General features: G+C 70.4%; 26 protein-coding genes. 14 read left to right on the forward strand and 12 right to left on the reverse strand.

Annotated elements, in window-relative coordinates:
* Window positions 1-9: 9 nt before the first annotated feature.
* Window positions 10-1,365, reverse strand: a complete 1,356-nt coding sequence (locus ASG29_RS04930; protein WP_055981139.1) for a pyruvate dehydrogenase complex dihydrolipoamide acetyltransferase — start codon at window positions 1,363-1,365, stop codon at window positions 10-12.
* A 111-nt stretch (window positions 1,366-1,476) separates the two neighbouring features.
* Between ASG29_RS04930 and ASG29_RS04935 the strand changes: the two genes are divergently transcribed.
* A complete protein-coding gene (locus ASG29_RS04935) occupies window positions 1,477-1,929 on the forward strand; it encodes a universal stress protein (protein WP_055981142.1) in 453 nt (150 codons plus the stop codon).
* A 69-nt stretch (window positions 1,930-1,998) separates the two neighbouring features.
* Here ASG29_RS04935 and ASG29_RS17175 read toward each other — a convergent pair whose 3' ends face one another.
* Window positions 1,999-3,105: an RcnB family protein gene (locus ASG29_RS17175; RefSeq protein WP_055981145.1), complete on the reverse strand. Its 1,107-nt coding sequence runs from the start codon at window positions 3,103-3,105 to the stop codon at window positions 1,999-2,001.
* Between the two features lie 126 nt (window positions 3,106-3,231).
* The gene (locus ASG29_RS04945) at window positions 3,232-3,711 is read right to left on the reverse strand and encodes a GAF domain-containing protein (RefSeq protein ID WP_055981148.1); all 480 of its coding nucleotides are present in this window, start codon (window positions 3,709-3,711) and stop codon (window positions 3,232-3,234) included.
* 102 nt (window positions 3,712-3,813) lie between these two features.
* Between ASG29_RS04945 and ASG29_RS04950 the strand changes: the two genes are divergently transcribed.
* Both ASG29_RS04950 and ASG29_RS04955 read left to right on the forward strand, forming a co-directional pair.
* A complete protein-coding gene (locus ASG29_RS04950) occupies window positions 3,814-4,434 on the forward strand; it encodes a YbhB/YbcL family Raf kinase inhibitor-like protein (protein WP_055981151.1) in 621 nt (206 codons plus the stop codon).
* Window positions 4,435-4,552: 118 nt separating this feature from the next.
* Window positions 4,553-5,077: a GAF domain-containing protein gene (locus tag ASG29_RS04955; protein WP_055981154.1), complete on the forward strand. Its 525-nt coding sequence runs from the start codon at window positions 4,553-4,555 to the stop codon at window positions 5,075-5,077.
* Between the two features lie 9 nt (window positions 5,078-5,086).
* Here the strand turns inward: ASG29_RS04955 and arfB are convergent, their stop codons facing one another.
* Both arfB and ASG29_RS04965 read right to left on the reverse strand, forming a co-directional pair.
* A complete protein-coding gene (arfB, locus tag ASG29_RS04960) occupies window positions 5,087-5,509 on the reverse strand; it encodes an alternative ribosome rescue aminoacyl-tRNA hydrolase ArfB (protein WP_055981157.1) in 423 nt (140 codons plus the stop codon).
* Window positions 5,510-5,521: 12 nt separating this feature from the next.
* On the reverse strand, window positions 5,522-6,178 hold the full coding sequence (locus ASG29_RS04965) for an RluA family pseudouridine synthase (protein WP_055981160.1): 657 nt from the start codon (window positions 6,176-6,178) through the stop codon (window positions 5,522-5,524).
* Window positions 6,179-6,262: 84 nt separating this feature from the next.
* Between ASG29_RS04965 and ASG29_RS04970 the strand changes: the two genes are divergently transcribed.
* Window positions 6,263-6,982, forward strand: coding sequence for a M15 family metallopeptidase (locus ASG29_RS04970; RefSeq protein WP_235532781.1), 720 nt, complete (start codon window positions 6,263-6,265; stop codon window positions 6,980-6,982).
* 69 nt (window positions 6,983-7,051) lie between these two features.
* Here ASG29_RS04970 and wrbA read toward each other — a convergent pair whose 3' ends face one another.
* Together wrbA and ASG29_RS04980 are read right to left on the reverse strand one after the other, a co-directional pair.
* Window positions 7,052-7,651 (reverse strand): NAD(P)H:quinone oxidoreductase, encoded by a 600-nt coding sequence (wrbA, locus tag ASG29_RS04975; RefSeq protein ID WP_055981162.1) that lies wholly within the window; start codon window positions 7,649-7,651, stop codon window positions 7,052-7,054.
* A 39-nt stretch (window positions 7,652-7,690) separates the two neighbouring features.
* A complete protein-coding gene (locus ASG29_RS04980; protein WP_055981165.1) occupies window positions 7,691-8,458 on the reverse strand; it encodes a pirin family protein in 768 nt (255 codons plus the stop codon).
* A gap of 93 nt (window positions 8,459-8,551) precedes the next feature.
* Between ASG29_RS04980 and ASG29_RS04985 the strand changes: the two genes are divergently transcribed.
* The 4 genes from ASG29_RS04985 (at window position 8,552) to ASG29_RS05000 (ending at window position 11,364) form a co-directional block, all read left to right on the forward strand.
* Complete coding sequence (locus ASG29_RS04985; RefSeq protein WP_055981168.1) at window positions 8,552-9,439, forward strand: LysR family transcriptional regulator; 888 nt, start codon at window positions 8,552-8,554, stop codon at window positions 9,437-9,439.
* 118 nt (window positions 9,440-9,557) lie between these two features.
* Entirely contained in the window at window positions 9,558-10,172 is a 615-nt protein-coding gene (locus ASG29_RS17180; RefSeq protein ID WP_200932370.1) for a PEPxxWA-CTERM sorting domain-containing protein, read from the forward strand.
* Window positions 10,123-10,797 carry a L,D-transpeptidase family protein gene (locus tag ASG29_RS04995; protein ID WP_235532782.1) on the forward strand — a complete coding sequence of 225 codons (675 nt, stop codon included), beginning with the start codon at window positions 10,123-10,125 and terminating at the stop codon, window positions 10,795-10,797. The genes ASG29_RS17180 and ASG29_RS04995 overlap by 50 nt, the downstream gene beginning before the upstream one ends.
* A gap of 72 nt (window positions 10,798-10,869) precedes the next feature.
* Window positions 10,870-11,364, forward strand: a complete 495-nt coding sequence (locus ASG29_RS05000) for a CAP domain-containing protein (protein WP_055981174.1) — start codon at window positions 10,870-10,872, stop codon at window positions 11,362-11,364.
* A gap of 26 nt (window positions 11,365-11,390) precedes the next feature.
* Here ASG29_RS05000 and ASG29_RS16635 read toward each other — a convergent pair whose 3' ends face one another.
* The 3 genes from ASG29_RS16635 to rplJ all read right to left on the reverse strand — a co-directional run bounded on the left by ASG29_RS16635 (window position 11,391) and on the right by rplJ (window position 12,693).
* On the reverse strand, window positions 11,391-11,546 hold the full coding sequence (locus tag ASG29_RS16635) for a hypothetical protein (RefSeq protein ID WP_156457896.1): 156 nt from the start codon (window positions 11,544-11,546) through the stop codon (window positions 11,391-11,393).
* A gap of 178 nt (window positions 11,547-11,724) precedes the next feature.
* Entirely contained in the window at window positions 11,725-12,099 is a 375-nt protein-coding gene (rplL, locus tag ASG29_RS05005) for a 50S ribosomal protein L7/L12 (RefSeq protein ID WP_055981177.1), read from the reverse strand.
* Window positions 12,100-12,177: 78 nt separating this feature from the next.
* The gene (rplJ, locus tag ASG29_RS05010) at window positions 12,178-12,693 is read right to left on the reverse strand and encodes a 50S ribosomal protein L10 (protein ID WP_055982229.1); all 516 of its coding nucleotides are present in this window, start codon (window positions 12,691-12,693) and stop codon (window positions 12,178-12,180) included.
* Window positions 12,694-13,177: 484 nt separating this feature from the next.
* On the opposite strand from rplJ, the gene ASG29_RS05015 reads away from it, so the two are divergent.
* Entirely contained in the window at window positions 13,178-15,637 is a 2,460-nt protein-coding gene (locus ASG29_RS05015) for a PhoX family protein (protein WP_055981180.1), read from the forward strand.
* Window positions 15,638-15,684: 47 nt separating this feature from the next.
* Here ASG29_RS05015 and ASG29_RS05020 read toward each other — a convergent pair whose 3' ends face one another.
* A complete protein-coding gene (locus tag ASG29_RS05020) occupies window positions 15,685-16,857 on the reverse strand; it encodes an alpha-hydroxy-acid oxidizing protein (protein ID WP_055981183.1) in 1,173 nt (390 codons plus the stop codon).
* Window positions 16,858-16,922: 65 nt separating this feature from the next.
* A complete protein-coding gene (locus ASG29_RS05025) occupies window positions 16,923-17,348 on the reverse strand; it encodes an organic hydroperoxide resistance protein (RefSeq protein ID WP_055982232.1) in 426 nt (141 codons plus the stop codon).
* Window positions 17,349-17,483: 135 nt separating this feature from the next.
* On the opposite strand from ASG29_RS05025, the gene ASG29_RS05030 reads away from it, so the two are divergent.
* The 5 genes from ASG29_RS05030 (at window position 17,484) to ASG29_RS05050 (ending at window position 23,416) form a co-directional block, all read left to right on the forward strand.
* Window positions 17,484-17,951 (forward strand): MarR family winged helix-turn-helix transcriptional regulator, encoded by a 468-nt coding sequence (locus tag ASG29_RS05030; RefSeq protein ID WP_055981186.1) that lies wholly within the window; start codon window positions 17,484-17,486, stop codon window positions 17,949-17,951.
* A gap of 77 nt (window positions 17,952-18,028) precedes the next feature.
* Window positions 18,029-20,656, forward strand: a complete 2,628-nt coding sequence (locus tag ASG29_RS05035) for an ATP-binding protein (RefSeq protein ID WP_055981188.1) — start codon at window positions 18,029-18,031, stop codon at window positions 20,654-20,656.
* A 125-nt stretch (window positions 20,657-20,781) separates the two neighbouring features.
* Entirely contained in the window at window positions 20,782-21,549 is a 768-nt protein-coding gene (locus ASG29_RS05040; RefSeq protein ID WP_055981191.1) for a hypothetical protein, read from the forward strand.
* The gene (locus ASG29_RS05045) at window positions 21,546-22,808 is read left to right on the forward strand and encodes a M48 family metallopeptidase (protein ID WP_082515656.1); all 1,263 of its coding nucleotides are present in this window, start codon (window positions 21,546-21,548) and stop codon (window positions 22,806-22,808) included. Before ASG29_RS05040 ends, ASG29_RS05045 begins: the two co-directional genes overlap by 4 nt.
* A 14-nt stretch (window positions 22,809-22,822) precedes the next feature.
* A complete protein-coding gene (locus ASG29_RS05050; RefSeq protein ID WP_156457897.1) occupies window positions 22,823-23,416 on the forward strand; it encodes a hypothetical protein in 594 nt (197 codons plus the stop codon).
* Window positions 23,417-23,609 lie beyond the last annotated feature (193 nt).

Raw genomic sequence — 23,609 nt, forward strand, 5'->3', positions numbered from 1 at the left:
GGGCGTCCCTCAGGCCAGCATCGCCAGCGGATTTTCCACCAGCTCGCGGAACGCCTGCATCAATTGCGCGCCGTCCGCGCCGTCGATCGCGCGATGGTCGAAGCTGCCGGTGGCGGACATGATGCTGGCGACGCCCAGCGCGCCTTCCTCCATCACCCACGGCCGCTTCTCGCCCGCGCCGATCGCCAGGATCATGCCCTGCGGCGGGTTGATGACCGCCTCGAACTGCTTGATCCCGTACATGCCCATGTTGCTGATCGAGGCGGTGCCGCCGGTGAATTCCTCCGGCTTCAGCTTCTTGTCGCGGGCGCGGGCGGCGAGGTCCTTCATCCGCGTCGAGATGCTGGACAGCGTCGCGGTATCAGCGTCGGTGATGACGGGCGTGATGAGCCCTTCCGGCGTCGACACCGCGACCGAGATGTCGGCGCGTGCGAAGGTGACGAGGTTGTCGGGCGTGAACATGACATTGCACTTGGGCACCTGCACCAGCGCGACCGCCAGCGCCTTTATCATCAGGTCGTTGACCGACAGCTTCACCCCGCGGCTTTCCAGCCCGGCGTTCAGCTCGGTCCGCAGCTTCAGCAGTTTGTCGAGGCGCACGTCCACCGTCAGGTAGATGTGCGGCACCTGCTGCTTCGATTCGGTCAGGCGGCGCGCGATCGTCTTGCGCATATTGCTGAGCTTGGTCAGCTCGTGCGGGATATCGGGGATCGCGGCGGGCTTGGCCGGCGCGGCGGCGGCGGCGGCGGCGGGCGCTTCCGCGGTCGCGGCGGGCGCGGGCGACTTGCCGGGCTGCGCGCCCTCGACGTCCGCCTTCACGACGCGACCGTTGGGGCCGCTGCCCTGCACCGCCGACAGGTCGACGCCCTTGTCGGCGGCGATGCGGCGCGCCAGCGGGCTTGCCTTCACGCGGTCGCCATCCCGGTTACCGTCCTGGCGCGGCGCGGGGGCGGGAGCCTTTTCCCTCGTCGGATCGGCGGGCTTGCCATGATCGGACACGTCCTCCTTCGCGGGCTTCGCCTCGCTACCGTCCGTGTTCGGATCGGCGGGGGAGGGTTTCGCCTCGCTCTCCTTCGCGGCGGGTTCCGGCGTCGTCTTGCCGTCCTCGCCCCCGGCTTCCTCGTCATCGCCGTGCAGGGTCGCGATCACCGCGCCGACCTTCACGCCGTCGGTGCCCTCGGCCACGACGATCTTCCCGATCGTGCCTTCGTCGACCGCCTCGAATTCCATCGTCGCCTTGTCGGTCTCGATCTCGGCCATGATGTCGCCGGACTTCACCGTGTCGCCTTCCTTCACCAGCCACTTGGCGAGCGTCCCCTCCTCCATGGTGGGCGACAGGGCAGGCATCTTGATCTCGATCGGCATCACGATCCTCGGGGGCGTTCCTGGGGAGCGCCGTCTCTCGCGTGCCCGGCTTGCGGGGTCAAGTCCGCCGCCCTTGCGCCGACGCGTCGCGGGGGGCAGGGTTACGCCATCATGCGCATCTACCTGACCGTCATCGACGACACGCCAGAGGCCGAGGCCGCATTGCGCTTCGCCGCGCGCCGGGCGGTCAAGACCGGGGGCGGGGTGGAGGTGCTGGCGCTGATCCCGCCGCAGGAATTCATCGCCTTCGGCGGGGTGCAGGCGACGATCGAGGACGAACAGCGCCGCCATGCCGAGGGGCTGGTGGCGAAGGCGGCGGGGACGCTGCTGGAGGAATCGGGGCTGCGCCCGACCGTGACGGTGCGCGACGGCGACGGGGCGAAGGTGATCCGCGAGATGATCGCCGCCGATCCGCAGATCGCCGCGCTGGTGCTGGGCGCCGCGGCGAGCGGGGCGCCGGGCGACCTGGTCAGCCATTTCGCGGCGGAGGCGGGGACGCTGACCGTGCCGTTGATGATCGTGCCCGGCGGGCTGGACCGGGAGGCGATCGACCGGGTCAGCTGATGACCCGGCCGACGGTCGGCCCCTGCGGCCGTCGCGGGCGGATATCCACGCGACGCCCGCGACGACGGATCAGCAGCGGCAGCCCTTGGTGTAGCGGCGGCCCTTCGCGTGCCGCACCGCGGCTTCCTCGTACACCTCCTCGTACATCTCCCCACCGCCCGAATGGACCGTGACCGTGGTGATCGTCGCGGGCGGCCAGTAATAGCCGTTGGCGATGTAGCCGCCGCCGGCGAAAGCCTGCGTGCTGCTGACCACGACGCCGTTCGGCAGGACGGTCGTGCCGGGGTATCCCGGATAGGCGCCGTACCCGGCGCCCGGCGCGGGCATCGGGGCGGGGCGATGGGCGGGCGGCGGCGGGGCACCGTAATAGGTCGTGCCCGAATAGGTCGTGCCGGCATAATCGCCGCCGTAGCTGCCCTCCTGATACGCCACCACCGGGGGGGCGTCGTGACGGACCACCGGGCCGCCGCGTACGGGCGGCGGCGGATAGGGCGCGCCGTATCGCGGCGCCGGGGGAGGCGCGTCGTAGCGCGGCCGCGGCGCGACCGGCACGCGGCCGGCGCGATCCGATCGGTCGATCGCCAGTCCCGCCAGCGCCCCCGCGCCCGCGCCGATCAACGTCCCGCCGAGGCCGCCGCCCGTGACCGCGGCGCCCGCGAGCCCGCCGACGACGCCGCCGATCGCCGCACCGCCGACGCCGTCGTCGGCGTCGCGCGTGGGATAGGCCAGGCGCGGCGCGGCCGGGCCGTAGCCCCGATCGTCATAGCCGTAGTCGGCGTCCGGTGCGTCGAACCGGTCCCAGCCGACCCCGCCGACGCTGTCGTAGACCGACCCGCGCGCATCGACGAGCACCGCATCGTCGTAGTAACGCGACCAATTGTACCCCTGCGGCGGCTGCGGCAGGCCGTAGCGGCCCCAGTCGGACACGTACCACGTCGGCGCGATCCAGTAGCTGGGCAGCGTCCAGCCGCGCACCGGCCGGCGATAGGCGCCCCAGCCGCCGGGGGCGCGCATCCCGCCCCACCAGCGTCCGCCGATCCGCCCGCCCCAGCGCGCGCCGCCCCCGGCGTGCCCGCGGTTCCATCCGTTCGCGCCCGCGCCCTGGCGCGGTTGCGCGTCGGCGAGGCCGGTGGCGCTCAGGGCGATCGCCGCAACCCCCAGCATCATGGTCCGCATGTGAAATCCCCTGTCCATGTCATGCCGCGCGCGATGCGCGCTTTCTTGACCGGTTGCGTACCATTCGCACCCGGTCGTGCGAAAGCAACGCGACAGTCCCGGTTCGGGACGACAGGGACAGTTATACTATAGCCGGGGTGCCAGCAGGGACATCAGCGCCTCGCACCCCGCCTCGTCCTCCGCGTCGAATCGGCCGACGACGGGGCTGTCGAGGTCGAGGACCCCGATCAGCCGGTCGCCGACCACGATCGGCACGACCAGTTCGGCGGCGCTTTGCGCGTCGCAGGCGATGTGACCGGGGAAGGCATGGACATCGGCCACGCGCTGCGTCCGCCGTTCCGCCGCCGCCGTGCCGCACACGCCCTTGCCCAGCGGGATGCGGATGCAGGCGGCCTTCCCCTGGAACGGCCCCAGCACCAGTTCGCCGTCCACCATGCGATAGAAACCCGCCCAGTTCAGGTCGGGCAGATATTGCCACAGCAGCGCGGCGGCGTTCGCCATGTTCGCGATGGCGTCGGGTTCGTCGGCGGTCAGTGCATCGAGCGCGGCGGACAGGTCGCGGTACAGATCGGCGCGGGTGCCGGCGGCGATGTCGAAGACGTACATGAAGCGTCAGGTAGGGCGGCGGTCGACCGCGGGGAAGGGGGGATGCGAAACCCCTGTCGCCGTTGTGGGTTGACCCCACGTGTTGCGTGAAGGGATCGATGGATGCTCGAACATGTTCCCCACTGGCTCGGCGCCCTGCTGCATGATGTGCGCGCGGGGCATTCGAAGCTGGTGATCGTGCAGGACGGCTTCGCGGGCGACGCGGAGCTGGACCTGCGCAGTCCCGCGTTCGGGAACGGCGCGCGTCTGCCCGAACGGTTCACCGCCGACGGCGCGGGCGTCTCGCCGCCGCTGGTGTGGGGCGACGTGCCCGCCGGGACCGCGGGTCTCGCGCTGATCGTGGAGGACGCCGACGCCCCGTCGCCGCAGCCGCTCGTCCACGCCATCCTGTGGGACCTGCCCGCGGACGAGCGGACGATCGCGGAAGGCGCGATCCGCGCGGACGGCGACGGGGCACCGGACGGCCGCGACGTCGGGCGCAACAGCTATCTACGCGAAGGCTGGCTGCCGCCCGACCCGCCGACCGGGCACGGCAGCCACGACTATGTCTTCCAGTTGTTCGCGCTGTCGCAAGTCCCCGACATCGGCGCCACGCCGGGCCGTTCCGAATTCGTGGAGGCGATCCGCGGGCGTGTGCTTGCCGCCGGAATGCTGGTAGGGACATATTCGCGCGGCGAACGCCTGATGACTGGTACGGACGCGCCGATGGTGCCCGCGATGTGACTTTCCCGGGCACTTTGTAAGAACACGACGGCGACTTGTAAGAAATAGCGGCGATGGGTGCTGGACAGATTCCGATCGTTTATCGATTGTCATTCCAATTCAATCGGATGGCGTGGGCATGAGCATTTCCTTCTATGAAATGCCGCCTACCATCGCGGACGAGGCGGAACGTTGCCGGGCGGTGGCCCGCTCGGGCGCGCTGGAGGCGACGGGGGATCCTGTCCTTTGCTCGATCACGGTCGAGGCGAAGGACCGGATGCGCGCCAGCACGTCCCTCGTGTCGATCGTGCAGGGCGACTACCAGCATCTGGTGGCGGCGACCGGGGTGGAGATGGGCATCTACAGCCGCCGCATGTCCTTCTGCGGTCATGCGCTGGCATCGGGGCAGCCCGCGTTCTGCGTCCCGGACCTGTCGCAGGACCGCCGTTTCGCGGGCAACCCCTACGTCAGCGGCGAACTGGCGACGCATCGCTTCTACGCCGCCGCGATCCTGTACGATCGCAGGGGGATGGCGCTGGGCGTCCTGTGCGTGCTGGACGACCGGCCGCGCGACCCGCCGTCGCCGCAGGAGGCGGCGATGCTGCGCGACCTGGCCGATGCGGTCGTGGCGCGGCTGGAACAGCTTCGCTCCGGCGACGACTGACCGCGCGCGTCAGTCGCGCGGCTTGCCCCGTCCGGCCTTTACCGCGGACCGGCGCACCTTGCCGTCGACGCGGCGTACCTGCGACGCGCGCGTCGGCTTCGTCGGGCGGCGCTTCTTCGGCACGATCGTCGCCTCGCGGATCAGGTCGATCAGCCGCGTCCTGACCTCCTGCCGGTTCAGCAGTTGCGACCGCGACCCCTCGCTGCGCAGCACCAGCACGCCGTCGCGCGTCATCCGCGATCCCGCCAGCAGGGCCAGCCGGTGCTTCACCGCATCGGGCAGGGTGGGGCAGGCGGCGACGTCGAAGCGCAGCAGGACCGCGCTGTCGGTCGTGTTCACGTGCTGCCCGCCCGGACCGGCGGACCGGGTGAACGTCTCGACCAGTTCGTCGCTGTCGATCGCGATCGCGCGGGTAATGGGGATGGCGACCATCGACCGGCGTCGTCAGCCTTCGGCGAAGCCGAGCGCGGTGAAGCGGTCGGGCCACGGCGCCTGTGCGCTGACCGGCTCCTTCGTCCCGCGCGGGACCAGCAGGGATTGCGCGTGGAGCATCATGCCCCCGGCATGGGCCTGTCCGTAGAAGGGGTCGCCCGCCACCGCGGCGCCCAACCCCTCCAGCGCGTGGACCCGGATCTGATGCGTGCGCCCCGTTTCGGGCCGGAACTCCACCAGCGCGCGGCCCTCCAGCACGCGCAGCAGTTTCCAGTGCGTCCGCGCCGATTTCCCCTTCCTCGCGTCGCCGGTCATGCGCCAGCCCGCCTCCACGCTGGACACCTTCACGAGCGGCAGGTCGATCGTGCCCTCTTCGCCCGCGGGCACGCCGTCCAGGATCGCGACATAGCGTTTTTCCACCGTCCCGCCCTCGAACGCCTGCTGGAACCGTGCGTGCGCCTTGGGATTACGCGACAGGAGCAGGCAACCGCTGGTATCGCGGTCCAGCCGGTGGACCGCCACGGGCCAGCGATGGAAGCCGAACGTCAGGGAGGCGAGATGATTGTCGAGACTGATCGCGCCGTCACGCGGCGGATCGATGGGCAGCCCCGCGGGCTTGTCCAGCACCATGGCCTCGCCATCGAGGAAGAGAATTCGTTCCTGCAACATGCGCGCGTCCTTGCCACTCGCGGGGCGTGGTGGAAAGCGCTCGTATCCGCCGCGCTCCTGGCCGCCGCCCCGGCGCAGGCGCAATTGTGCGATTCGACGAACACCCCGATCGCGGCGGACGGGCGCGCGCTGAACCACCTGCCCTATGGCGACGTCGCGCCGGGGGAGCTGGCGGCGCTTCCGTCGGACCTCGCGACGTCCGCCTGTTCGTTGCGGCATGCGGTGGTGCCCGATCTGCAACGGCTGCTCGCGGCCGCGGCGGCGGACCCCGCGGTGGGCGGGCGCATCCTGGCGCTGTCGTGCCATCGTTCGATCGCGCGTCAGCAGGGCGTGTTCTGCGCCGAGCGTGCGACCGCGTCGGATACGCGCGCCCTGTCGGTCGCACCGCCGGGGCACAGCGAACATGCGACCGGCTATGCGCTCGACTTCGCCTTCCGTCCGCGCCGCTCCGGCTGTCCCGATGCGGAGGCGTGCATCGCGGCGACGCCCGCGTTCCGCTGGCTGTCCGCCAACGCGCCCCGATACGGGTTCGAGATGTCGTTCCCGGCGGGCAATGCGCAGAACGTGAAGTGGGAACCGTGGCACTGGCGCTGGGTCGGGGCGACCGCCGCGGCGCCGGGGGCGGCGCAGGCGCGCGCGCTGTTCGCCCGCGCACGCCGCGACTTCGCCGCGAACCCCGCGGTCGATCCGGTATCGACCGCGGTCATCCTGCGCGCCGTGTCCGCGCCGCCGGTTTACATGGGGGCGATTCCCCCGCCCGAGTGTCGCCGCGGCAAGTGCCGGATGCCGAAGCGCAAGCGGTGACGGGACGGCCCGTTTCCCGGGCGCAGGCCGGGTCCCCGCCGGGGTACCGCTGCGCCGGGGGCGTCCGGGCTACGCCAGCTTCGTCGCGGTCTGCGCGATCCGCTTGCCCTGATAGCGCGCGCCGTCCAGTTCGACCTGCGACGGCTGGCGGCTGCCGTCGCCGTCCGCGATCGTGCTGGCGCCATAGGGGGTGCCGCCCTTGACCGCGTCCACGCCCATCTGCCCCTGGAAACCGTAATCCAGGCCGACGATCGTCATGCCGTGGTGGAGCAGGTTGGTGATGATCGAGAACAGGGTCGTCTCCTGCCCGCCATGCTGGCTGGCGGTGGAGGTGAAGGCGCCGCCGACCTTGCCGACCAGCGCGCCCTTCATCCACAATCCGCCGGTGGTGTCCCAGAACGCCGCCATCTGGCTGGGCATCCGACCGTAGCGCGTGGGCGCGCCGACGACGATGGCGTCGTAACCCGCCAGCGCGTCCGGACCCTCGATCTCGGGATGCGCGCTGTCCGCCTTGAAACCGGCGGCCTTCACCACGTCCGCGGGCGCGGTTTCGGCGACGCGGCGGATATCCACCTCCGCGCCGCCCGCGCGGGCGCCTTCCGCGATGGCGTCGGCCATCTGCTCGATATGGCCGTAGGAGGAGTAATAGAGGACGAGAACCTTGGTCATGGGAGTTTCCTTCAGTGGAGGGATACGGGCGATCGAGGGTCAGGCGGCGTCGACGAGGACCAGTTCGGCATCGTCGATCGCGGTGATCGTGACGGTCCGCCCGCCGGACAGCGCGGCACCGTCGCGGGCGTCGAAACGCACGCCGTCGATGTCGACCACCCCGGTCGCGGGGACGAGATAGGCGTGGCGACCGTCACCGACCTGATGCGTCACGGTCTCACCGGCCTTCAGCGTGGCGCCCATGACCCGCGCATCGGCGCGGATGGGCAGCGCGCCCTGCTCGTCGATGTCGGGGCGGAAGCCCGACGCCAGCGTCACGAACCGGCCCGACCGGTCGTCCTTCGGAAACGGCTTCGCGCCCCAGCTGGGGTTGCCGCCCGCGCGTGCCGGCTCGATCCAGATCTGGAACAGCGTGGTGGGCGCGTCCTCCAGATTGTATTCGGCATGGCGAACGCCCGATCCGGCGCTCATCACCTGCACGTCGCCGGCCTCGGTACGACCGGTATTGCCCAGCGAATCCTGATGCGTGATCGCGCCGCTGCGGACGTAGGTGATGATCTCCATGTCGCGATGCGGATGCGGCGGGAAGCCGCTCTTCGCGCCGATCGTGTCGTCGTTCCACACGCGGATCGCGCCCCAGCCCATGCGGGCGGGATCGTGATACCCGGCGAAGGAGAAATGATGACGCGCGTCGAGCCAGCCGTGATCGGCATGGCCCAGCGTATCGAATGCGCGCCGGTCGACGCCGGCGTCGGCGCGACCGGTGCTGGGGCGGGCGGTGGTGGGGCGGGTATCGGTGTCGATCATGGCGGCCTCCTTGTCGCGACCAACATAGGGACCCGCGGCGCGTGGAAAATGGAAACGATTGAAACGTATCGTTTCGCGTCATAGAAATCCGGCATGAATCTCCCCGACCTGGAAGCATGGGCGATCTTCGCGGCGGTCGCCGACGCGCGATCGTTCAGCGGCGCGGCGGAGACGATCGGGGTCAGCAAGGCGACGGTGTCGAAGGCGGTATCCCGGCTGGAGGGACGGCTGGGCGTGTCGCTGTTCCACCGCACGTCGCGCCGGCTCGCGCTGACCGAGGCGGGGACGGGACTGGCCGATCATGCGCGCGCGATCGTGGCGCAGGCGTTGGCCGCGGAGGAAAGCGCGCGGGCGGGCGCGACCGTCGCCGCCGGCCGCATCCGGATGGCCGCGCCGATGAGCTTCGGCGTGGCGCATGTCGCGCCCCTGGTCGCGGGCTTCCTGGTCGCGCATCCGGCGGTGGAAATCGAGCTGCACCTGTCCGACGCACGGGTCGACATCGTGGCGGAGGGGTTCGACGTCGCGTTGCGGATCGCCGACCTGCCCGACAGCAGTCTGCGCGCCCGCCGATTGTGCCAGATCGAGGCGCATCTGGTCGCCGCGCCGGCCTATCTGGCGGCCGCGGGGACGCCCACGCATCCGTCGCAATTGTCCGATCACCGTTTGCTGGGCTACACCAATGTCACCGGGCCATGGCGTTTCCGCGGCGCCGACGGCAGCGACATCGCGGTCCGCGCGCAGGGCCCGCTGTCCGCGAACAGCGGCGATGCGATGGTCCCGGCACTGCTCGCGGGACTGGGGATCGCGCGGCTTCCGGCGTTCATCGTCGATGCGGAACTGGCGCGCGGTACGTTGGTCACGATCCTGGACGAATGGGCGCCCGCGCCGGTGAACCTGCATCTGCTGACACCGCCCAGCGCGCTGCGTCCCGCACGGGTGGAGGCGCTGATCGCCTGGCTTGCGGAGCGGTTGCGCGGATAGACCGGGGGCATGTGACGGCGGCGTTACGGAACTGCAACCATCCTCGTGCCATGGACGTTTCTCGTGTAGGACAGGCAAGGTACGCAGATGTGCCTGCGTTTGGAGGGAATTCGGGGACATGACGGGTCGCAAACCCTGGCGCAGAAGGCTTCCGGTGGTGGCGGCCTGTACGCTGGCCATCGGGGTGACGGTCGCCAATTCGGGCCTCGTCTCGTCCCGCGGCATGTCCGCGGCGCGTGCGGCCGTGGGACGGGTCGCGCAGGTCGTGACCGATCCCGCCGCCCTGTTCGCCGCACGCTCGCCGGGCGCGCGCGACGGTGGCGCGCTGACGGATAGCAAACTCGCCTATTCCGATTCGTCGGTTCCCGATGCGCGTCAGCCGACGGAACGCGTCCTGACCAGCATCCGCGATCGCGCGCCGGTATCCGAGGCGGGCGAGCCGGGCGCGGTGCCGATCGACCTGGTCGATGCGACGCCCATCATCCCCTTCGTCGCGGCACCCCCGGGTAGCGACCTCATCGGCGGCGTGCCGATCGCGGGCCTGCCCGGCGGTGGTGGCGGCTTGATCGGCGGCGGCGGCGGCGGCGGCGGCGGTGGAGGCGGCGGTGGCGGTGGGGGCGGCGGCGACGGCGTGCCCGAACCCGCGACCTGGGCGATGCTGCTGATCGGTTTCTTCGGCATCGGTGCGGCGTCGCGACGTCGTGTCGCGCGTCGTGCGCATGGGGTGGCGTAGCCTCGCGGCGATCGCCGCTGCGGTCGCGGTTACCGGATTGTTCCTCGCCGGTCCCCGCCTCGCCGCTTCGCGAGTGGAGCCGGCGTTCGAGGCGGTGCCGCCCGCCCCGGCGCCGGGCGATGAGGCACGCGTCCGCTATCCGCGCGACCGGCAGCCGGTCCTGACCGCCCCGGACGGATCGCGCCGCCGGGTCGCGAGCCTGCTGAACGTGCGGCAGACGATGCACTATGGCGACTATGTGTGGGACGACGCGGGCATCGGTTCGGGGCCGGTGTGGGTGCAGGTCGACCTGTCGCGGCAGATCGTGTCCGTCTTCCGCAACGGGGAAGAGATTGGCTCCGCGGTGGTCCTGTACGGCACCGATGGCAAGCCGACGCCCAGCGGAGTGTTCCCGATCATGCAGAAGGCGCGCGACCACCGGTCCTCGCTATACGACGCCGCGATGCCGTTCATGCTGCGGCTGACCGGCGACGGGGTCGCGATCCATGCCAGCGACGTGCGGCGCGGCCGCGCGACCCATGGCTGCATCGGCGTACCGCCCGCCTTCGCGGAGAAGCTGTTCGCCGTCGTCGCGCACGGCGATCCGGTGGTCATCCTGCCGCCGACACGGTCAACCGCCGCTTAACCAGCCTCCACAACCGCGCCGACAGGATGCGCGGGCCACACCATCCTCCGTCATTGCGGAGGATCGGTCCCTATGCTCGCCCGGATGCTGTTGCCGCTCGCCGCCGCGCCGCTGCTTGCGGGCGCGAGCGCGGGGATCGAGGAGCGGTTGCTGGCGCGGCACAACGTCGAACGCGCCACGCGCGCGCTGCCGCCGCTGCGCTGGGAACCCGCGCTGGCGGTTTCGGCGCGCCGCTGGGCCGACGATCTGGCCGCGCGGGGGGCCTTCCACCACGCGCCCGAAAATCCGCGCGATCCGATGGGGGAGAATCTGTGGGCGGGCACGCGCGGCCGTTTCTCGCCCGAGGCGATGGTCGACGCCTGGGCACGCGAGAAACGCTGGTTCAAGCCGGGCGTGTTCCCCGACAACAGCATGACGGGCCGCGTCGCCGACGTGGGCCATTACACCCAGCTGATGTGGCGCGCGACGCGGCAGGTCGGCTGCGCGGTGGCGCGGGGCGCGCAAGAGGACGTGTTGGTGTGCCGATACGCGGAGGCGGGGAATTACCGCGGCGAGGTGGCGTTCTAGCGATCGCCACCCCGCGGCGGCGGACGTCAGTCCTCGCGCCGCTCCGTCTTGTCTTCCCGGTCCGGCGCATTCTCCGGCTGGACCCCGGCCAGGATGTTGCCCGGCTGCTTCTCTTCCGTCGCGCGCTCTTCCATCGCCGTCGCGGCGGTGTCGTCGTCGCCGTGCTTCGCTTCGTCCGCCATGTCGTGCTTCCCGTGAAATGGCCGGCGCGAAAGGGCATCGGCACCGTCCCAACGGACCGCGCCGGTCCGCGGGGGCAACGGACACAAAAAAAGGGCGGCCCCGCGCGGGACCGCCCTTTCGTCGTCCGTCGGATCGCGGCGGGAGGATATCCCGTCGCGGCCCGCCCGATCGTGCGGCTTACTTCAGCTCGACGGTTGCGCCGGCTTCTTCCAGCTGCTTCTTGACCTTCTCGGCCTCGTCCTTGCTCACGCCTTCCTTGACGGCCTTCGGCGCCGACTCGACCAGGCTCTTCGCCTCGGTCAGGCCCAGGCCGGTGATCGCGCGGACTTCCTTGATGACGTTGATCTTCTTCCCGCCGTCGCCGGTCAGGATCACGTCGAACTCGGTCTTCTCCTCGACCGCCGGGGCGGCGGCGCCGCCGCCCGCTGCCGGCGCTGCGACCGCTGCCGCGGCCGAAACGCCCCACTTCTCTTCAAGCAGCTTCGACAGCTCGGCCGCTTCCAGGACGGTCAGCTCGCTCAGGCTCTCAACGAGCGCGTTCAGGTCTGCCATGATAACTTCTCCATTGTGCCGGAGGCGACGCGCGCCCCCATCGTTTCGACGAATATAAAACCAGCTTGGCCTGACGGATCAGGCGGCTTCCTTCTCGGCGTAGGCCGACAGGACGCGCGCGAGCTGTGCTGCGGGCGCCTGCGCGATCGTGGCGATCTTCGTGGCGGGTGCCACGATGAGGCCGACGATCTTGGCGCGCAGCTCGTCCAGCGACGGCAACGTCGCCAGTGCCTGCACACCTGCCAGGTCGAGCGCGGTCGCGCCCATCGCCCCGCCGACGATCTCGAACTTGTCGGTCGTCTTGGCGAAGTCCACGGCCACCTTGGCGGCCGCGACGGGGTCGACGGAGGTCGCCAGCGCCACGGGACCGGTGAGCATGTCGCTCAGCGAGCCGTAGTCGGTGCCGTCCAGCGCGATCCTGGCAAGCCGGTTCTTCGAGACCTTGTAGGTCGCGCCGGCGTCCCGCATCCTGTTGCGCAAGTCGGTGGACTGCGCGACGGTCATGCCGAGGTTGCGGGTGACGACCACCACGCCGACCTCGGAAAAGGTGCGGTTCAGTTCGGCGACGGCCTGGGTCTTCTGGTCACGATCCATGCCATTCTCCACGTACATGGACACGCCACCCCGAAGGCGGGCGTGCCCGGTTGCTGAAGTCCAACGATGGGGAATGGCGGCGGACCGACTCGTCGCAACGGGCCGGTATCGAATGCCTTGCTCCCCGTCTCGGCGGGACATTAAGGCCCCGAAAGGCCACCCACTGTCTCGGACGGAGCGCCGGCCGCAGGGCCGACGCTTGGGCGGGCCGTTAGCGGCATCGTGCGCGATGGTCAAGGACCGCTGCGCCGATCACCGTTCGCCCCGAGCGATGTCGAGGGGCACGCGCAACGCTCAGGCTTCGACTTCGGCGCTTTCGCGCCGAAGTTTATCCTGAGCCTGTCGAAGGGCTCGGCCCGAACGGAAGGGCGCGCCCCCTGCCACAAAACCGCAACGCCCGCGTCACGCCCGCGTCGCGCAATTGCAACCGCGGTGCAGCACATCGCCGCCAAAGCCGCGGCAACGGCCTATCGGGGGACATCACATGACGACGACCATCCTCGCCTACGACGACGGCGATATCGATACCAACCGCGCGTCCAACCCGCACCTTTCCGACATCGTTTCCGAGCGTTACTCGCGGCGGCAGGCGCTGTTCGGCGGGCTCAGCGCGATGACGACCGCGGCGTTCGGCGCCAGCCTGCTGGCGGCGTGCGGCGACGACAAGGACGGCGCCGGCCGCGCCCCCGTCGTGGTGACCGCGGGACAGGACGTGTCGACGACGGCGGGCAAGCGCGTGACGCTGACCCCGCAGGCCAGCGACAATGCCGCGACCACCAGCTTCACGCAGGTCGGCGGCCCCGCGGTCACGACCACGACCGTGGGCAACGCCGTCAGCTTCGTCGCCCCCGCGGTCGCCGCCGCGACGCCGCTGGTGTTCGAATTTTCCGCGACGCTGAACGGCCGCACCAGCAGCGCGCGCTCGACCGTCACGGTCGCGCCCGCGACGCTCGATTTCGCCGCGGTGACGAAGAACAAGAACGACATCGTCACCGTCCCCGCCAATTATGCGGTGACAATCCTCTACCGCCTGGGCGATCCGATCGCGGCGGGCGTCTCCGCTTATGCCAACGACGGCCGCGACACCGATTTCGCGCGCCGCGCGGGCGACCATCACGACGGCATGAGCTATTTCGGCCTGGCCGCCGCCGCCGCCGCCCCGGCGCTCAGCAACACGCGCGGCCTGCTGGTGATGAACCACGAGAACATCACCGAAAGCTATCTCCACGCCAACGGTCCGACGAACCTGGTCACCGGCGGCGTGCGGCCGGAGGCGGAGGCGATCAAGGAGATCGAGGCGCACGGCGTGTCGGTGATCGAGGTCAATCGCGCCGCATCGGGGGCGTGGAGCTATGCGCAGGCGTCGGCGCTGAACCGTCGCATCACGCCCAATACGGATATGGTCTTCAACGGACCGGTGCGGGGCAATGCCGCGCTCGCGACCGTCTTCTCGCCCGACGCCACGCGCGGTCGCGGCACGATCAACAATTGCGCCAACGGCGAGATGCCGTGGAACACGTACCTGACCTGCGAGGAGAATTGGGCGGGCTATTTCCGCCGCGACACCGGCGACGCGGCGCGCCGCACCGCGAAGCAGAACCGCAGTCTCGCGCGCTACGGCATCGCCGAGGGGCGGGCGGGCAATTACCTGTGGGCCAGCGTCGTCCCCGCCGCCGCGGGCGACACCCGCTTCGCGCGCTGGAACGCGACCGCGGGAACGGGCGCCGCGACGCAGGATTTCCGGAACGAACCCAACCAGTTCGGCTGGGTGGTCGAGATCGACCCGTACAACGCCGCCTCCACCCCGCGAAAGCGTACCGCGCTGGGCCGCATGAACCACGAGGGCTGCTGGATCGGCCGCACCGTCGCGGGCGTGAAACCGGCCTTCTACATGGGCGACGATGCGCAGAACGAATATATCTACAAGTTCGTGTCGAACGCGGCCTGGTCCGCGGCGGATGCGACCGCGGCGGATCGCCTTGCGATCGGCGACAAATATCTCGACGCCGGCACCCTGTACGTCGCGAAGTTCGACGCCGACGGCACCGGCCGGTGGCTGCCGCTGGTCTTCGGTCAGGGCCCGCTGACCGCCGCCAACGCGGATTTCGCCTTCGTCGATCAGGCGGACGTGCTCATCAACACCCGCATCGCCGCCGACCTGCTGGGCGCTACGCGGATGGACCGGCCGGAATGGACCGCGGTGAACCCCGCCACGGGGGAGATGTACTGCACCCTCACCAACAACAGTTCGCGCACCGCCGCCACCGCCGACCCGGCGAACCCGCGCGCCTATACCGATCCGAAGACCGACGGCCGGTCGGCGGGCCGTGGCAACGTCAACGGCCATATCGTGCGCCTGCGCGAGAACGGCGACACGACGGAGGCGACCGCCTTCACCTGGGACGTGTACGTGTTCGGCGCGGGGGAGGATCTGCCCGCGGCCAACATCAACCTGTCGTCCCTGTCCGCGGACAACGACTTCTCCTCGCCCGACGGCCTGTGGTTCGGCGCGGCCACGAACCCCAGCGGCCAGGTGAACCCGTTGCTGTGGGTGCAGACCGACGACGGATCGTACACCGACGTCACCAACAACCAGATGCTCGCCGCCTTGCCCGGCCGCGTCGGCGACGGCGGCGCGCGGACGGTCGCGAACGACCTCGGCGGCGCGACCAGCAGTGTCGCGACCCGCATCGGCGCCGCGCCCGGTGCGCGGATGAAGCGCTTCCTCGTCGGGCCGAAGGAGTGCGAGATCACCGGCATCACCTCCACCCCCGACGGCGAGTCGCTGTTCGTGAATATCCAGCATCCCGGCGAGAACGGCGGCCCGTCGAACATCACCTCCAGCTGGCCCGCGACCCAGTCCGGCCAGCAGGGAACGAGCCGCCCGCGGTCGTCGACGATCGTCATCACGAAGGTCGACGGGAATGGCGTGGTGGGGCTGTAGGTCGAACAGGGACAGCTGAGAAACCCCTCCCCTGAAGGGGAGGGGCTTTAGGATCGATCCGTCCGCCTGGCCCCGGCCTCCCGCACGGCGGCGAGCGTCGGCCAGCCGTCGACTGCCATCAGCAGGTCCGCCTCCGCCAGCAGGCAGCGCAGCACATGCGCGCAACCCTCCGCCCCGCCGATCGCCAGGCCGTAGCTGTACGGCCGCCCCACGCCGACCATGTCCGCCCCCAGCGCGACCGCCTTCACGACGTCGCTGCCCGAGCGGATGCCGCTGTCGAACAGCACCGGTACGCGACCCGCGACCGCATCGGCGACCGCGGGCAGCATGTCGATCGCCGCGATCCCGCCGTTCGCCTGCCGCCCGCCGTGGTTGGAGACGTAGACGCCGTCCGCGCCGCTATCGATCGCACGCCGCGCGTCGTCGGGGTGGCAGATGCCCTTCAGCACGATCGGCAGCGTCGTCAGCGAGCGCAGCCATGCCATGTCGTCCCACGTCAGCACCTTCCCGAACGTCGCGCCCCACGTGCCGATGGCGGTGCGCAGATCGTCCTCGGGCGGCTTCGCCAGCAGCGCGCGAAAGGCGGGGTCGACGAAGTAATTCTTGAGCACGTGCCCGCGCAGCTGCGGGAAGTTCGAGACGTTCAGGTCGCGCGGGCGCCAGCCGGTGACCCAGGTGTCCAGCGTGACGACGATCGCCGCGTATCCCGCGGCCTCCGCGCGGGCCATCAGGCTGGCGGCGACATCCCGATTACGCGGGGTGTACAGCTGGAACATCGCGGGCACGTCGCCGCATGCCGCCTTCACATCCTCCAGCGGGTCGTTCGACAGGGTGGAGGCGGTCAGCGGGACGCCGGTCGTCGCGCTGGCGCGCGCCGCGGCGATGTCGCCGTGCCCGTCCTGCGTGCACATTCCCGTCACGCCGATCGGCGCCATGAACAGCGGGGAGGGCAGGTCCATCCCGAACGCCCGCACCGACAGGTCGCGCGTGGTCGTGTCGACCATCATCCGCGGCACCATGCCCCAGTGGCGGAAGGCGCGCGCATTCTCGTCCTGCGTATGTTCGTCGCCGCAGCCGCCCTGGACGTAGTTCAGGACGTGCGTCGGCATCGCCGCCTCCGCACGCGCACGCAGCGTCGCGAAATCGACCGGCCATTCGGGGATGATCCCCGACAGGCCCGCGCCGTAGATCGCCGTCTGAAGGTCGCCGAAATGCGCCATGCCCGCTCTCTCCCTCGTTTCGCGGAAGCATCGCGGGCCGGCGCATCCGGCGCAAGGGCTTCGGATCAGGCGATCGTCAGCCCCACGTCCACGTTCCCGCGCGTGGCATTGGAATAAGGGCAGATCTCGTGCGCCAGCGCGACGACCTTCTCCGCCTCCGCGCGGTCGAGGCCGGGCAGGTCGACGACCAGGTCCGCGGTGATGCCGAACCCGCCCGCGCTGCGCGGACCGATACCGACCGTGGCGGTCACCTTCGTATCGTCGGGTACCTTCGTCTTCAGCTGCGCGCCCGCGACCTTCAGCGCGCCGATGAAGCACGCGGAATAGCCCGCCGCGAACAATTGCTCCGGGTTCGATCCCGTCCCGCCCGCGCCGCCCAGCTCGCGCGGCGTCGACAGCTTCACGTCGAACGAGCCGTCGTCGACGGCGGCCCGGCCGTCGCGACCGCCGACGGCGTGGGCGGTGGTACGATATTTGACGTCGACGGACATGACGGCCTCCTGCACATCGCGATAACATTTGTCGCGATACATAGTTCGTACCGGCGCGGCGATCGGCTGTCCAGCAAAACATGTCGCGATAAACGATTTCGTGATACGCACGCCGCGCCACGGAGTTTCTGCCGCATGTCCCCGCCGCTGCCGCTCGACGACCAGCTCTGCTACGCGCTCTACGCCGCCTCGATGGCGGTCCAGCGGGTGTACAAGCCGATGCTCGACGAACTGGGCATCACCTATCCGCAATATCTCGTCCTCCACACCTTGTGGGAGGAGGACGGCCGCACGATCGGCGGGATCGCGGAGCGCTTGTCGCTCGATTCCAGCACGGTCACGCCGCTGGTGAAGCGGCTGGAGGCCGCGGCGTTCGTCGCGCGCCGCCGCGATACGCAGGACGAACGTCGCGTCGACGTCCGCCTGACGCCGCGCGGCCGCGCCCTGCGCGCCGCCTGCGGCTGCCTGGGCGAGACGCTCGTGGCGCGCGCGGGCATCGATCTGCCGGATCTCGGCACGCTCAGTCGCGACGTCCGCCGCCTGCGGACCGCGCTCGCAGGCGACAAGACCCAACATGATCCGGATAAGTCGTTGCCGCGTTGACTTTATCCGGGTCGCGGACGATCCTGATCGATGGGGGCGCCACGGCGGCCGATGCCCCGGGGAACCCTGCTTCGTCCATGACCGCCTTCCCGAACGGCCTGATCGACAGCCTGGGCGACACCGCCGTGGGCCGAGAAATCCTGGCGTGCGACTGGTCGCGCCTGGCGGTCGGGCCGCCGGACGGCTGGCCCGCCTCGCTACGGTCGCTGGTGACGATGATGCTGGCCTGCCCGACGCCGATGTTCCTGGCGTGGGGGCCGGACCTCAACTCCTTCTACAACGACGCCTATCGTCCGATCCTGGGCGTGCGCGCGGACGGCGCGATGGGACGGCCGTTCGCGCAATTGTGGGGCGATATCTGGGACGATATCGGGCCGCTTGTCGATGCGACGCGCCGCGGGGAAGGCGTCGGCGTCACCGACATGAAGCTGGACCTGCGGCGACGGGGCGTGGCGGAGGAAAGCTGGTGGAGCTTCACCTATTCCCCCGTGCGGGACGAGGACGGCGCCATCGCGGGCCTGTTCTGCGTCACGCAGGAAACCACCGCGCGCGTGCTGGCGGAACAGGCGCGCCACGCCGCGGACGAGCGGCTTCACCTCGCGCTGTCGGCGGGGAACAGCATCGGGGTCTGGGACTGGGACGTGGTCGCGGACCGGGTGACCGCGGACGGCCGGTTCGCGTTGCTGTACGGGCTCGACCCCGACGATGCCGCGGCGGGCGCGCCGGTTTCCGCCTTCTTCGACGGCGTCCACCCCGCGGACCGGCCGCGGGTGGAGGGCGAGATCCAGGACGCGATCGCGACCGGCACCGTCTTCGCCTCCGAATATCGCCTGCTCGGCCAGGCCGGCGCGGAACGGTGGGTGTCCGCGCAGGGCCGCGGCGTCTACGACGCGGACGGGCGCTGCCTTCGCTTTCCGGGAGTCAGTTTCGACATCACCGAGCGTCGGCGTGCGGTCGCGGCATTGCAGGCGGCGAAGGAGGAGCGCGAGTTCATCGTCGACCTCACCGCGCGGCAACGCAGCCTGACGGAGCCGGAGGCGCTGCTGCGCTTGTCGCTGGAGGCGCTGGGAACGCGGCTGGGCGTCGATCGCGTCGGCTTCTACCGCAGCCTGCCCGACGGTCGCGTGCGCCACGGCCCGTGCTGGACCAACGGCCGCCTGGCGCCGATCGTGGGCGACATGCCCGCCGACCGTTTCGGCGCGCGCATCCGGGCGTGTCGCGAACAGGGTATTACACTCGCCTATCCCGACGCGCGCGACGATCCCGGCGGGGGACTGGATGAACTGGCACGGGACGGGGTCGTCGCGGGGGTGTGCCAGCCGCTGATGCGCGGGGGGCGGTTCGTCGGGGGCATGTTCCTGCACGCAGGCGAGGTACGCGCGTGGTCCGCCACCGATCTGGCGCTGATCCGCGAGGTCGCCGAACTGACGATGCTGGCGGTCGACCGGACGGAGGCGACGATCCGGCTGGAACAGCGCGTCGGCCAGCAGGAGGACGCACTGGCGCTTCAGGCCGGGGAATTGCGCGACCAGACCGTGGGCCGCACGCTCGCGGAAAACCAGCTGCGCCAGTTGCAGAAGATGGAGGCGGTGGGCCAGCTGACCGGGGGGATCGCGCATGACTTCAACAACATGCTGGCGGTCATCATCGGCGGGCTGAATCTGATGCAGCGCCGCCTGGACCGCGGCGACATGAACGTCGGCAAATATGCCGATGCCGCGATGGAGGGTGCGTTGCGCGCCGCGACGCTGACGCAGCGGTTGCTGGCCTTCTCCCGCCAGTCGCCGCTGGCGCCCGAGCCGATCGATGCGAACGCGATGATCGGCGGCATCGCCGAATTGCTGGACCGGACGCTGGGGGAGCGGGTGCAGCTGGAAACCGTGCTCGGCGCGGGATTGTGGCGCGCGAAGGCGGATCCGAACCAGCTGGAGAATGTCGTCGTCAACCTGGCGGTCAACGCGCGCGACGCGATGCCCGACGGCGGGCGGATGACGGTCGAGACCGGCAATACACACATCGACGAACGGTACGCCGCGGACGAGGGCATCCAGCCAGGGCAGTATGTCATGATCGCGGTGACCGACAGCGGCACCGGCATGACCCCCGCGGTGATCGAGAAGGCGTTCGAGCCGTTCTTCACGACCAAGGACGTGGGCAAGGGGACCGGCCTGGGATTGAGCCAGGTGTTCGGGTTCGTCCGCCAGTCGGGCGGGCATGTGAAGATCTACTCGGAGGTCGGGCACGGCACGACGGTCAAGCTGTACCTGCCGCGCTATTTCGGCGACGCCCCCCCGGCGCAGTCCCGCCGCGTCCCGGCGGACATGCGCGGCGGGTCGCCCGACGAGGTGATCCTGGTCGTGGAGGACGAGGCGCGGCTGCGCAACTTCACCGTCGAGGCGCTTCGCGAGCTGGGCTACACCGTCGTCCATGCCGGCGATGGGGAGGAGGCGCTGGCGATGATCGACGCGGGGCAGGGGGCGACGTTGCTGTTCACCGACATCGTCATGCCCGGGATGACCGGACGCCAGCTGGCCGACGCCGCCGTGCCGCGGGTGCCGGGGCTGAAGGTGCTGTACACCACCGGCTATACCCGCAACGCCGTCGTCCATCACGGAACGCTCGATCCGGGCACCAACTTCCTGGCCAAGCCGTTCGGCATCGACGATCTGGCGGCGAAGGTACGGGACGTCCTGGACCACGATTAGCGTCGGACGCCGCCTGCCCGCGTTTCAAATCGGGTAATCGGGCGCTGCCCGACGGCTTCACAAACACCGATGCTTCGGCATGATGCGCGGGTGCCATGGGGATGGCGCGCAGGGGGGAATGCCGGATGGGGGCGGGACGATCGATCGTCGTGGCGGGGGCCGCGATGGTCCTGGCGGCGTGTACGCATACGAAGCAGATGGCCGACACGGGCTTCGTGCCGCCGGAGGGCAGCTACCGGTTGGTGGTGATGCGCCCCGACGTGTCGGTCGGATCGATCACGACCGGCGGCGGATTCGAACCGCGCGAGGAATGGACGACGCAGGCGCGCGCCAATCTGGTCGCATCGATCGAGCGCCAGCAGGTCGGGCGCGGCGGCGCGGTGACGATTGTCTCCACTCGCGCGCAGGCCGGGGCTGATCCGGCGCGGGTGGCGGACCTCGAACGGCTCCACGCCGCGGTGGGCCGGTCGATCGCGACGCATAAATATGCCGGGCTGAAACTGCCGACGAAGAAGGACCGCTTCGACTGGACGCTCGGCCGCGATGCGGTCGCCTATGGGCAGGCGACCGGCTACGATTATGCGTTGTTCGTGCGCGCACAGGACAGTTTCGCCAGCACCGGACGCGTCGCGGTGCAGGCGGTGGCGTTCCTGGGCTGCATGGTCGGCGTCTGCCTGATGCCGGGCGGCGGGCGGCAGGAGGCGTTTGCGTCGCTCGTCGACCTGAAGACCGGGCGCGTGGTGTGGTTCAACACCCTGTCGTCGGGCAGCGGCGACATCCGCGAGCAGGATGGCGCGGACAGGATGGTCGCCAACCTGCTGGGCCGGATGAAGCCGGGCCGCGACGCGAAGGGGGACGGCGACCCGCGCCCCGTATCCACCGCGACGCGATGACTGCGATGACCGTCGTATCGCGCCGCGGCTTCGTTGCCGGGGGCGCCTGCGCCTGCGCCTTCCACGGCGGCAGCGCCGCCGCCGCGGACGCGCGGATCGCGCCCGCATCGATGACCGCGCTGGCGCCGCCCGGCTTTCGCCCCACCGACACCGACGAACGCGGCATCTGGCACGCGTCCGAACGGCTGGAGGAGGAGGTGTCGAGCAGCGAGCTGCTGGTGAAATCGCCCGCGGTCCAGCGATATGCGAAGGACGTCGTCGACCGCGTGATGGGCGACCGCGCGCGCGAGACGCGCGTCTACGTCGTCCACGATCCCGACTTCAACGCGTCGATGGCACCCAACGGCATGATGCTGGTCCACACCGGCCTGCTGGCGCGGATGCGGGACGAGGCGCAATTCGCCGCCATCCTGGGCCACGAATGCGGGCATTACCTGCGGCGACACTCGTTGCAGCAATGGCGCGATACGAAGACCAAGAGCGCGATCATGGCGTTCGTGCAGGCGGGCGCCGCGATCGGCGCGGGCGTGACCGCGGGGATCGGCGGCGACGGCCGAAGCTGGATCGACCTGGCGGACTCGATCAACGGCTCGCTGGCTTTGTCGATGCTGCGGTTCGGCCGCGATCAGGAGCGCGAGGCGGATGCCTATGGCGTCAAGCTGATCGACACCGCCGGCTATCCGCCCGAGGCCGCGGGCGAGGTCTGGGCGCAGCTGATCGCGGAACGGCGGGCAAGCGCCGCGGCGCGGCGGAAGAAGTATCGCGACCGCAGCGCCGGGGCGCTGTCGACGCATCCCGCCAATGCGCTGCGGCTGGCCGACCTTTCGGCGTCGAGCCGCGAACTGCGCGATGTCGTCGTGACCGGCCGACGCTATGACGCCTGCAAGGCGCGGTGGAACGACGCGATGGCGCCGATCCGCGCCGACCTGCTGGCGGAGCAGGTGCGGCTGAACGATCCGGGCGCCAGCCTGTACCTCGTCAACGCACTGGCGGGGGACGGCTGGACCGGGCTGCTGCGCTACAACGAGGGCGAGGCGTATCGCCTGCGCGACGAGGCCGGCGACGCGGCCCGCGCATCCGCGGCCTATGCACAGGCCGTGGCATTGACCGACGCACCGGCGGAGGCGTGGCGCGCGCACGGCTACGCGCTGCTGAAACAGGGGCAGGGCGCCGCGGGAAAGGACGCGCTGTCGCGCTACCTGGCGGCGCGACCGGCCGCCAACGACGCGGGCATGGTCCGCTTCACTCTCGCCCAATGAAGGAGAATCGGGGCATGAACCGTCGTCGTCTCGCCGCGCTCGCGGCCGCCCTTCTGGCGCTGTCCGGCTGCGGCGCGAAATATGCGCTGGTTCCGCCCGCGCCGGTATCGGTCGCGAAGGGCGGCATGACGGTGACGCCGGGCATGGCGTGGAACCGGATCCCGAAGGGCGGCTACGACATCGCCTGGGAGGAGAATTGGACCGAGAACGGGCCGCTGCTCGATTCGATGGGCTTCGTCGCCGGACTGCCGGACGGGCAGGCGATCGCGAAGCAGCGCAAGAAGGACGACCGCAAGGTCCCCGTCTTCCGCGCCGACATGTCGCCGCAGGACCTCGTGTCGATGATCGAGAGCTTCTACCGCATCAAGGCGGGCGCGACCGTCTTCACCGCCGACGCCGTGGCACCGGCGACCTTCCTGGGGCGGCCGGGGTTGCAGTTCGACTATTCCTACGTCGGCGGCGACCAGGTCGGGCGCCGCGGCCGTGCGGTGATGGCGGTGGTCGACGGCAAATTCTACCTCGCCTCGCTCGACGGCACCGCGCTGCATTATTTCGACGCGGCGCTGCCGGAATTCACCGCGGTGACGCAGTCGGCGCGGCTGGGGTAAGGGATTGGGGGGCAAATCCTGCCTCCGTGAACATCGGGATAGGAAAACCCCACCCCCGTTCGTGCTGAGCGACGTCGAAGCACATGCGCCACGCGTACCCTTCGACTCCGCTCAGGGCGAACGGGGGTGGGGTGAAACCGGATCGGGTCGGGACCCCGCCAAAACCCTTCCGTCATGCCGGGCCTGTCCCGGT

Origin of the sequence: Sphingomonas sp. Leaf412, from assembly GCF_001425405.1 — a bacterium.
Classification (GTDB): domain Bacteria; phylum Pseudomonadota; class Alphaproteobacteria; order Sphingomonadales; family Sphingomonadaceae; genus Sphingomonas.